The 8899-nt window shown below is 62.6% G+C and carries 9 protein-coding genes; 4 read left to right on the plus strand and 5 right to left on the minus strand.

The genetic code is table 11. The features are described 5' to 3' along the window. Position 1 precedes the first annotated feature (1 nt). The 4 genes from CKO11_RS16050 to CKO11_RS16065 all read left to right on the plus strand — a co-directional run bounded on the left by CKO11_RS16050 (position 2) and on the right by CKO11_RS16065 (position 2266). Complete coding sequence (locus CKO11_RS16050) at positions 2–766, plus strand: F0F1 ATP synthase subunit A (protein WP_223641036.1); 765 nt, start codon at positions 2–4, stop codon at positions 764–766. Positions 767–832: 66 nt separating this feature from the next. Beyond that, on the plus strand, positions 833–1069 hold the full coding sequence (locus CKO11_RS16055; protein ID WP_013066486.1) for a F0F1 ATP synthase subunit C: 237 nt from the start codon (positions 833–835) through the stop codon (positions 1067–1069). A 74-nt stretch (positions 1070–1143) separates the two neighbouring features. Next, a complete protein-coding gene (locus CKO11_RS16060) occupies positions 1144–1704 on the plus strand; it encodes a F0F1 ATP synthase subunit B' (protein ID WP_223641039.1) in 561 nt (186 codons plus the stop codon). Between the two features lie 4 nt (positions 1705–1708). Continuing rightward, positions 1709–2266 carry a F0F1 ATP synthase subunit B gene (locus tag CKO11_RS16065; RefSeq protein WP_223641042.1) on the plus strand — a complete coding sequence of 186 codons (558 nt, stop codon included), beginning with the start codon at positions 1709–1711 and terminating at the stop codon, positions 2264–2266. Positions 2267–2346: 80 nt separating this feature from the next. On the opposite strand, the gene CKO11_RS16070 is transcribed toward CKO11_RS16065, so the two are convergent. From CKO11_RS16070 to CKO11_RS16090, 5 genes are all read right to left on the minus strand, one after another. Then, positions 2347–2955 carry a biliverdin-producing heme oxygenase gene (locus CKO11_RS16070; protein WP_223641045.1) on the minus strand — a complete coding sequence of 203 codons (609 nt, stop codon included), beginning with the start codon at positions 2953–2955 and terminating at the stop codon, positions 2347–2349. Then, on the minus strand, positions 2948–5869 hold the full coding sequence (locus CKO11_RS16075; RefSeq protein WP_223641048.1) for an EAL domain-containing protein: 2922 nt from the start codon (positions 5867–5869) through the stop codon (positions 2948–2950). Before CKO11_RS16075 ends, CKO11_RS16070 begins: the two co-directional genes overlap by 8 nt. Before the next feature lie 147 nt (positions 5870–6016). Continuing rightward, a complete protein-coding gene (locus CKO11_RS16080) occupies positions 6017–6292 on the minus strand; it encodes a DksA/TraR family C4-type zinc finger protein (RefSeq protein WP_223641050.1) in 276 nt (91 codons plus the stop codon). A gap of 157 nt (positions 6293–6449) precedes the next feature. Then, the gene (locus CKO11_RS16085; RefSeq protein WP_223641052.1) at positions 6450–8129 is read right to left on the minus strand and encodes a BCCT family transporter; all 1680 of its coding nucleotides are present in this window, start codon (positions 8127–8129) and stop codon (positions 6450–6452) included. A 61-nt stretch (positions 8130–8190) separates the two neighbouring features. After that, positions 8191–8607, minus strand: coding sequence for a universal stress protein (locus CKO11_RS16090; protein WP_223641054.1), 417 nt, complete (start codon positions 8605–8607; stop codon positions 8191–8193). Positions 8608–8899 lie beyond the last annotated feature (292 nt).

Genomic DNA, 8899 nt, shown 5'->3' on the forward strand with positions numbered 1-8899 from the left:
CGTGGCAGAAGAAGCTGGCACCGGCCTTGTGTTCCACCCGATGGAACCGTTCAAGATTCACTCGCTGTTCGGCGGCGAGGTTCACTGGTACACCCCCACCAACGCGACGCTGTGGATGTTCATTGGCATCCTTGCGATCTCGCTTCTGTTCATCGTGGGCACCCGTGGCCGCGCGATCGTGCCGAGCCGCGTGCAATCGGTGGCGGAACTGGCCTATGGCTTCGTGCACAAGATGGTGGAAGATGTGGCCGGTAAAGACGGTCTGAAATACTTCCCCTACATCTTCACGCTGTTCCTGTTCATCGTGTTCGCCAACTTCCTTGGCCTGATCCCGATGGCCTTCACGCCCACCTCGCATATTGCGGTGACGGGTCTGATGGCGATGGCGGTCTTTATCTCGGTCACGGTTCTGGGCTTCATGAAAAACGGCGCAGGGTTCCTCGGCCTGTTCTGGGTGTCGTCGGCCCCGCTTGCGCTGCGTCCGCTTTTGGCGGTGATCGAGGTGATCTCTTACTTCGTGCGCCCCGTTAGCCACTCCATTCGTCTTGCCGGCAACATGATGGCTGGCCACGCGGTTATGGAAGTGTTCGCGGCCTTTGCGCCCTTGATCCTTTTCTCGGCCATCGGCATTGCCGTGACGCCGCTCTCTGTTCTGGCAATCGTCGCGATGTATGCGCTCGAAATGCTAGTGGCCTTTGTTCAGGCCTATGTTTTCACCATCCTGACCTGCGTTTACCTGAAAGACGCGCTGCACCCGGGCCACTAAGGCCCGCAGCGTAAAACGCAAGTCTTCAACCTATCTAGCCAATTCCAACCTCAAGGAGTGTCGATCATGGAAGGCGATATCGTTCAAATGGGTGCCTACATCGGTGCTGGCCTCGCGTGCACCGGCATGGGCGGCGCTGCCGTCGGTGTGGGCCACGTTGTGGGCAACTTCATCTCGGGCGCGCTGCGCAACCCCTCGGCGGCTGCTTCGCAAACCGCCACCATGTTCATCGGTATCGCGTTCGCCGAAGCGCTGGGGATCTTCTCGTTCCTCGTCGCGCTTCTGCTGATGTTCGCCGTCTGATCCCAATACCTCATCCTTGCGGTCGGGTGGGCGCAACGTGCCCACCCGGAAACTGAGGGGTCCAGGGGGACGACATGGCAAACGAAACACACGCGGTTGACGCCGCTGCCGCTGTCGCCGGTCATGCCGCCGAAGCCGCAGAAAAAGGCGGAATGCCGCAGCTCGACTTCTCGACCTTCCCGAACCAGATCTTCTGGCTGACGGTGACCCTGGTCGTGATCTACTGGCTTTTGACGCGCATCGCGCTGCCGCGCATCGCGTCGGTGCTGGCGGATCGTCAAGGCACGATCTCGGGCGATCTCGCCGCGGCAGAGGAATACAAGCTTAAGGCCAAGGACGCGGAAGCGGCCTATGCCAAGGCGCTGTCCGATGCCCGTGCGCAAGCGCAAAAGATCATCGCTGAAACGCGGTCCGAGATCCAAAAAGAGCTCGACGCCGCGACGGCCAAAGCCGATGCGGAAATCGCCGAACGTTTGGCGCAATCCGAAGAATCGATTGCCGAAATTCGGGCCGGTGCGCTTGAAGCGGTGCAATCTGTTGCTGCGGAAACGGCCGCCGAGATCGTCGTGGCATTGGGTGGCAAGGCCGATAAGGCTGCGCTGTCGACTGCCGTCGATGCGCGGGTGAAAGGGTGACACGATGAAGAAACTGACGTTCCTGCTCGTGACGCTTGCCGCCTCGCCGGCCTTTGCTTCGGAAGGGCCTTTCTTCTCGCTGCGCAACGCGCATTTCGTGATCTTGGTCGCGTTCCTGATCTTCATCGGCGTGCTGTTGAAGTTCAAGGTTCCGTCGATGCTGATGGGCATGCTCGACAAGCGTGCCGACGGTATCAAGGCCGAGCTGGAAGAAGCCCGGGCGCTGCGCGAAGAGGCGCAGACGATCTTGGCCAGCTACGAGCGCAAGGCGCGCGAAGTGCAGGCGCAGGCCGAAGAAATCGTTGTGGCCGCCAAGCGCGATGCGCAAGTGGCTGCCGATCAGGCGAAAGAAGATCTGAAGGTGGCGATCGAGCGCCGTCTGAAGGCGGCGGAAGACCGGATCGGCTCGGCCGAGGCGGCGGCGCTGAAAGAAGTGAAAGACCGTGCCGTGCAGGTGGCTGTGGCCGCTGCGGGCGAGGTTTTGACCAAACAAATGTCGGCCAGCGACAAATCAGGGTTGATCGACTCGGCGATTGCCGAGGTGGAAACCCGGCTGAACTGAGCCGCCCGACATATGATCGAAAAACCCGGCCTTTGTGCCGGGTTTTTTGTTTTTTGGGGGCGGGTCTTAAATGGTGCGGCTTAAGCGCGGGTCAGCTCTGCCTGCATCGCGGTAAAGGCCGCTTCGGCCCCGGCAATGGCGCGCGTCCGCGCGGCCGGATCGGGCAGCAGCCCGGCAATCAGCGCGCGGGTTTCGCGCCACAGCGCCGCTGTGGCTTTGCCATGGCGCTGGTAGTAGCGCGTGGCGCCGCGCAGCTCATCGCCCAGATGTTCGCGCAGGCCCTTAAGCACCACCAACCCGCCCAGACCGGTCCCCTCATGGACGTAAAGCCAGCCCGCCGCGGTGGCGGGGCAGAGGAAGGCGGCGGCCGGGCCCGCTGCGGGAAGGGGGGCAAGCCCAAGGCTGTGCAGATCGGCCTCGAGCGCCGCCAGATTGGCGCGCCGTTCCAGCGTGCCGGGCGGCAGATGCGGGGCGAGCGCCGCAAACAGGGCGGGCTCATGGCGGGCAAAATGGGCGTGCATCCGTTGCAGCACCGCGCCATAATGCGCCAGCGTGACGCCCGGTGCGGTCAGATCGGCCATCCGCGCGACCGCCTCGATACGGGCGTGAGCCCCCGCCGTTGCGGTTTTCAGCGCCTCCAGACAGGTGGCGACATGCGCCGGTTCGGGCACGCGCGACAGATCAGCCATGGCGCAAGCAGGCAGAGTTGGGCGTGCCGCTGTGCAAGCCGTGATCGCGCAGGAACAGGCGCAGATCGTCCAAGGGCATCGGGCGGGCAAAGAAGAACCCCTGCAAGACCGTGCACCCCAGATCGCGCAGCACTTCGGCATGGGCGCGGCTTTCCACCCCCTCGGCGGTGATGCCAATGCCCAGCGAGTGACCGATTTCCACGATCGAGGCGACCAGTCGGCGCGCCGCTTCAGAGCGCACCACCGGCTCCACCAATTGCCGGTCGATCTTCAGCCGGTCAGGGCGCAGCGAGACAAGGCTTACAATCGAGGTGCGCCCGGTGCCAAAATCATCCACTTCGATCCGAATGCCCATATCGCGCAGGCCGGAGAGATTGGCCTCGATCTCGGAGTCGAGTTCGTCAAGATAGATCGATTCCAGCAATTCGAACGAGATCACAGCGCGCCGATCACCAAGGCCGCGCGCGGCCTCCAGAAAGGCCGGGTCTTGCAACCGCCGTGCCGAGACATTGAGCGACAGTTTCGGCAGGTGCAGCCCCTCAGCCCCAAGCTGATCTAGGTCTTTGAGCGCCGCATCCATGCCGATCTGATCGAGCGTGGCGACAAGGTCGAGATCTTCGGCCATGTTCAGAAATTGCGTGGGGGCCAGAATCCCCCGGTCGGGATGGTTCCAGCGCAAAAGCGCCTCGACCCCGATCAGCCCATGGCCTTGCGCCTCGCATTGCGGCTGATACCAAATCTCGAACCGACCCGAGCGGATTCCCTCGCGGATATCTTCGCCCAGCCGGTGCTTTTCTTCCTGCCGCTGACGCAACACATCGTTGAAAAGCGTCACCCGCCCGCGTCCGGCGCGCTTGGATTCATAAAGCGCCAGATCCGCTTGATGGAACAATTCGTCGGGGCGCACCGTCCCGGTGTTCAGCGCGATGCCGACGCTTGCGCCGATTTCGCAATCGCCGCAGGCCAGCGTGACCGGGCGTGACAGAGCCTCGATGATCCGATCCCCGATGGCATCAAGTTCCCACGCATGCGTGTTGGGCGCCGCCAGCACCAGAAATTCATCGCCGCCCACCCGTGCCGGAAAATCGCCCACCCGCAAGCAGCGCTTAAGCCGGTGCGCAACCTCGACCAGCAATTCATCGCCCGCCGAATGGCCCAGCGTGTCATTGACCTGTTTGAATCGATCCAGATCGATATGAATGAGCGCCGAGGGCCGGGCGGCGTCGCTGATTTCGGCCTCATCCAGACGGCGTTGCAGATAGCGCCGGTTCGGCAGATCGGTCAGCGCGTCATGCAGTGCATTATATTCGGTTTCGGCCCGGGCCTGCGCCAGTTCCGCCTCCGATTGCTGCCATTCAAACAGCCAGTCGATTTCGTTCAGGCCCTGCGCCAATTCGCGTGCGCAGATCACCGCTTCGGGTTCCCAAGGCAGGGCGCGGTCACGCACGGTTTCACGCCACAGATCGAACGACCCACGCGGATGCAGCCGTTCCCCCTCGGCATCGGCCTGCACGCGCTTGTAAGGGTCGCCGCCCCAGCTTAACTCGGTCTGGCGCGCCGCACGCAACAGCAGCAATTCAAACCGACAGCCGCGCGGTTGATACAGCAGCGCACCGGCGGCGGTGTCGCAGATGTCCTCGGCCAGATCGGGCCAAAGACCGGCGGCATAATGGGTGGAAAAGCTATCGGAACCAATGTCGCCCTGATGGGCCGAAAGGCGGCGGCGTAGCTCGGCCAGAAGATCGGGCGCGGGCACCGCACCAAAGGCATGATCATGCCCGTCCAGCCGATACACGATCCCGTCGCAGCCCATCAGGTGCAACAGCCCGCGCCCCTGTTCCTCCAGAAAATCATCGAAGCTGGCGCCGCTTGGTGCCTGCAACAGCGCATTGCGCAGGGCGCGCAGCCGCGTGCGCACACGTTCGATCGCCTCCGCCTCGGCGCGTTCGACCAGCCGCGACAGGGTGGTCGAGACCGCCTCGGCAAACAGCCGACAGGCCGCCGAGCGGCCGGGCGTCAGCCGATAGGGTGCGCTGTAATGATGGCAGGCCAGAAGCCCCCACAGTTTGCCGCGCACGATCAGCGCCAGCGTCAGCGTGGCCCGCACGCCCATATTCGCCAGATATTCCAGATGCACGGGGGACACGCCGCGCACCGCGCAATCGGACAGATCATAGGGCTGGCCGGTCCCCGGATGCAGCGCAGGCACCATTGGCACCGACGCCGCCCCGACATCGACCACCGGGCGCACCCGGTTGCGCAAGAAAAGCGCACGCGCCTGTTTGGGAATATCCGAAGAGGGGAAAGACAGATCCATATAGGAATGATCGACCTGCGCGGCGCGCGATTCGCCGATCACCGCGCCATTCCAATCGGTGTCGAAGCGGTAAAACATCACCCGGTCATAGCCCGACAATTCGCGAAACCGTCGGGTGACCAGATCGGCCAGCTTGTGCAATTCCGCCTCGCTCGCATCATGCAGCTTATCGGCGATGTCAGAGATTTCGGCCAGCGCCTCGCCCACGCCCAGCCCAAAGGTGACGCTGTCATGTTCGGCGCTTTCATAGGTGTTGATCTCAACCCCCAAAAGCCCATCGGTGCGCAACAGGCTTACCCAATGTTCGCCCCCCGATTTCAGACGGAAATAACCCGCGTTCATAGGGGCTTGGCCAAGCCCGATGGCGCGGATATTGGCGGCGTCGCGCAATGCGAAGAACCGCTCGGCCGGGGCGCCCAACAACTCGGCGGCGCTGGCGCCAAACAGGGGCGCAAGATTGTCGCTTGCTGCGGCCAGACAGCCCTGTTCGGGATCGAACAACAAAAGCGCCGAGGCCGATTGAATCGCCCCGGGGGTATGGATCGGCTCTTTCTCGCAGCGCACCAGATCAAGCGCGCTTTGCTTCAATACACTCATCGGTCCGTTCCCTTTGTCGGACCGCTGCCGCAGTCCATCGTGCTGGCGGCAGTCTTGCCGAAAGGGGACGAAGAAATCGTTAGGAACGATGCGAAAATCGCGCGCCGTCGGCGCGTTTGGGCCAAAGGTAATCTCGCAGTGGGCGCGCTATTTCAATTGGCTGTCCTTGGAGGCGCGTCGATTGATGCCCGCCCGCGGGTTACGGGCGCGTGCGGTATCGCGTGCCTCGGCGCAATCGCGGCACAGCTTCACCCCTGGCAGGGCGTCACGCCGTGCTTGCGGAATTTCCTCGCCGCAATCGACACATTCGCGGGCGCTTTCGCCCACCGGCTGAGGCCGGGCCTGCATCCGCTTGAGTTCATCGGCGATCGAGGCATCGATCTGATCTTGCACCGCGCCATCGCGCGCCCAGCCACCGGCCATGAAAAGCCCTCCGTTCCGTTTACCTTGGCAGAGCTTTTCGCGCCGGTCAAATGGCCCAAAAAAGACGCGCCCGGAAAACCGGACGCGCAGACGGACGCTTTTACGGGCGGCCCGAAGACCGGCCCACGGCTGGGGCCGGTCATGGATAGGTTTGGCCTTAGCGTGGCTCGGCTTGCAGCCCTTTCACGATCGCCCAGCACATCAACAAAAGCACCACCGTGAAGGGCAGGCCGGTGGAGATCACCATCGCCTGCAAGGCGCCAAGCCCACCGCCGATCAACAGCGCAATCGCAACCGCGCCTTCGAAAGTGGCCCAAAAGACGCGCTGCGGCAGCGGTGCATCGACCTTGCCACCTGCGGTGATCGTGTCGATCACCAGCGAGCCCGAGTCCGACGAGGTGACGAAGAACACGATCACCAGCACGATCGCGACGACCGAGGTGATCGAGGACAGCGGCAGCCCTTCAAGCATCGCAAACAGCGACAGCGGCGGGTCGTAGCTGTCGATCACATTGGCTTTCACCGCCGAATTGATCGGGTCAGACAAGACTTGGTCAATTGCCACGCCGCCAAACACCGCCATCCACAACACGCAGACGATCGACGGGATGATCAGCACGCAGATCACGAATTCCCGCACCGTGCGCCCACGCGAAACGCGCGCGATAAACATGCCGACGAACGGCGACCAGCTGATCCACCACGCCCAATAGAAGGCGGTCCAGCCTTGGCGGTAGCTGTCATCTTCGCGCCCGAACGGGTTGGACAGCGGCACGATGTCTTTGACATAGGCGACAAGGCCTTCGCCGAAATCGCTCAGGATCAGCAGGGTCGGCCCCGCGATCAGCACGAAAAGCATCAAAAGCGCCGCGATGCCCATGTTGATCTCGGACAGCACTTTGACGCCGCCATCCAGCCCGCGCAGCACTGAATAAAGCGCGACGCCCGTGATGACGGTGATCAGACCCACCTGCACCGGAATGCCGACCGGCACGCCGAAGACATGGTTGAGCCCGGCATTGGCCTGTTGCGCACCAAAGCCCAGCGAGGTGGACAGGCCAAACAGCGTGGCAAAGACCGCGATGATATCGATGATATGCCCGGTCCAGCCCCAGACCCGTTCGCCAAAGATCGGGTAGAAGGCCGAGCGGATCGTCAGCGGCAGCCCCTTGTTAAAGGAGAACAGCGCCAGCGCCAGCGCGACGATGGCATAGATCGCCCAAGGGTGCAGACCCCAGTGATAGATCGTGGCCGCAAGCCCCATTTCCTTGGCCAGTTCGACATTTTCGGGGATGATATTGCCCGCTGCATCAAACGGCGAGGGCGTCCCGAGCGGCGAAGAAATCGCCATGTGATAGACGGGTTCCAAAACGCCAAAGAACATCAGACCGATGCCCATGCCCGCTGCGAACAGCATGGCAAACCAGCTTTTATAGCTGAAATCAGGGGTGGCATCTTGCCCCCCCAGCCGCACCGAGCCCCAAGGGCTGACGATCAACATCAAACAAAATAACACAAACACATTCGCCGCCGACAAGAAGAACCAGTCGAAGCTGGAGGTCAGCGCCGGGCGCAGCCAGCCAAAGATTTCCGCGGCCTGTTCGGGCAGCGCCAGCGCGTAAAACACGAAGGCCACGACCGCCATGGCCGAAATCGCGAAGACCGGGTTATGAATGTCAAACCCGATCGGGCCCCATTGGCCCTCGATATTGTGCTGACCGATTTCGTAATCGGTATCGATCAGTTCTGTGTCGCCTTCGGGCACGGGAATTCCGGTGACCGGGTCGGTTTCGCCCTCGGTGGCGGGCGACCCTGCAAGTTCTTCGGGTTCGGCCATATACCGTCCTCCTGTTGTTTGTTGGATTTATTGGCGGGGGGGGGGCGGGCGCGCCCTTCGCTTAGCCCCGCACTAAGAAGACCGAGGCCTTCACGTGTTTCGCAACGCTTTCGCCATGCGAAGCCCACAGATAATCGGTCACATTGGGCAGATGGGTTGCCATCACCACCAGATCGGCGCCCAGACTTGCACAAGTCTTGGCCAGTGCACCGTCAAGTTCTGCGGTGGGGTCGTTCGACACGACCATATGCGCTTCGCCCTGATGGCCCCGCGCGGCCATTTCGCCCGCGACAAAGGCCTTGAGCCGGGTTTCGAATTCGGCCGGGTTATGGCCCAATTCATTGGGTTCGGGGCTTGTGACACCCACGTAGATCACCTTTGCCCCATGGGTTTTGGCGAGATCGGCTGCGATGCTCAACGCCTTGCCCAGCGCGGGCGCGTGACGCAGATCCACCGGAACCATGATCGTTTTGAACATAGATTTACCTCACGTTTCCGTGCGGCCAACCTAGGGGGGCTGCGCCAAACTGTCCAGCCGGGTGGTTAAGATTGCAGGGGCCGCGCCGGTCGAATGTGACGGGTGCGTGAAAATCGGGCAGCGTATTTGGCTGCTATTCGACCGGGGGTTGCATGGCGCGCCATTTGCCCGCATGCTAAAAGCGCCTGCCGTTGCGGGCCCCGATTGCCCTGCGAAGACACAAGTCTTTGCGTTCAGGCGCGCCGCGCGCGCCGTTTTGTCCGCGATGCCAAGGATGCGGGCGGGGGGGGGG

The organism is Rhodobacter sp. TJ_12 (genome assembly GCF_020023995.1).
Lineage (GTDB): Bacteria > Pseudomonadota > Alphaproteobacteria > Rhodobacterales > Rhodobacteraceae > Rhodobacter.